At 57.6% G+C, this 1334-nt stretch carries 1 protein-coding gene; it reads left to right on the plus strand.

The window, feature by feature from the left end:
• Window positions 1-5: 5 nt before the first annotated feature.
• On the plus strand, window positions 6-1016 hold the full coding sequence (locus tag AC097L_RS24615; RefSeq protein WP_479589345.1) for a hypothetical protein: 1011 nt from the start codon (window positions 6-8) through the stop codon (window positions 1014-1016).
• Window positions 1017-1334 lie beyond the last annotated feature (318 nt).

Below are 1334 nucleotides of genomic sequence, written 5' to 3' on the forward strand. Positions count from 1 at the left end.
CCGTGATGGTCGCGTTGAGTCTGATTTCCTGTGCCTCCACCAGCACGCCCTCCGGGTCGTCAGCGGGTACGTTGGGCGGTCAGGCTTACTCGTTTGGTTTGTGGGGCGACATGCCGTACAAAAAAGCCGGGGACGACCCCAAGTTGCCCGCCGTGCTGAACAGCATCAACGCCTCCGACATCGCGTTTTCGATTTACGACGGTGACATCAAGGACGGCAGCTCCAAGTGCACGGACGACATCTACACCGATGCGCTCAAGATGTTCGGCAGCATGGCCAAGCCCGTGGTCTACGTGCCCGGTGACAACGAGTGGACCGATTGCCACCGCATCAACAACGGGGGTTATGACGCGCTGGAGCGCCTGGCGCATATTCGCCGCGTGATGTTCCCCACGCTGAGCAGCCTGGGCCAAAACCAGATGGCGCTAGAGCACCAAGGCAAGCCCGGCGAGAAGTATGTGGAGAACACCCGTTTCAGCCATGGTGGTGTGGTGTTTGCCGGCATCAATATGCCGGGCAGCAACAACAACCTCATCTTGAATGCCAAAGACTGCGCGAACAAGAGTGCCCGCAATGCCGCGCAATGCGATGCCGCCAATGCCGAGTACCTGGAGCGTGACGCCGCCAACGTGGTGTGGCTGAAAGCCGCCTTTGCACAAGCCCAGGCCCAAGGCGCCGCGGGTGTGGTGGTTGTGGTGCAGGCCGACCCCGGTTTTGACTTGCCCGAGACCGAAGAGGTTAACGAAAGCAACGCACCGGGCGTCATCGGCTACCGCAATTTCATGGATGCACTGGTCGCACAAACCGAAGCCTACAAGGGCCAGGTGCTGTTTGTGCACGGCGACACGCACTTCTTCAAGCTCGACAAGCCCCTGTACAGCCCTGCCAAACTGCTGCCCAACCTGACGCGCCTGCAAACCTTTGGCAGCCCCTCGCTGCACTGGGTCAAGGTGACGGTGGACACCGCATCAGCCAATGTGTTTCAGGTGCAGCCGGTGATCGTGAAACAGCCTTGACGAGCAGGGTTGATTTTTGAGGGGAGCCGCCGATCCGTCAGCTTTGTGGTTTGGATTCAACCGGTCGATGCAACACACTAGAAACTGCGCAAGCAGAAGGAGTGTTGCAGAAAATCGGAAGCGGTTACGTGAATTCCGTGAGCGATTTTTTATGTGACTGGCTTCAGCGGGCTGCGTGTATCTCCGTGCGCCAAAAATGGGTTACTTTATTCGTCCCCTCTAGAAGTTGTCTGGCGTGCTTTGAACTTGCTGCTATTAATGGTAACGATGACTTGGGAGAACAATTCGTCGTAGTAAGTTGCCCACAGGTGCGTCAAT

The organism is Rhodoferax sp. RT5P35, assembly GCF_056521385.1.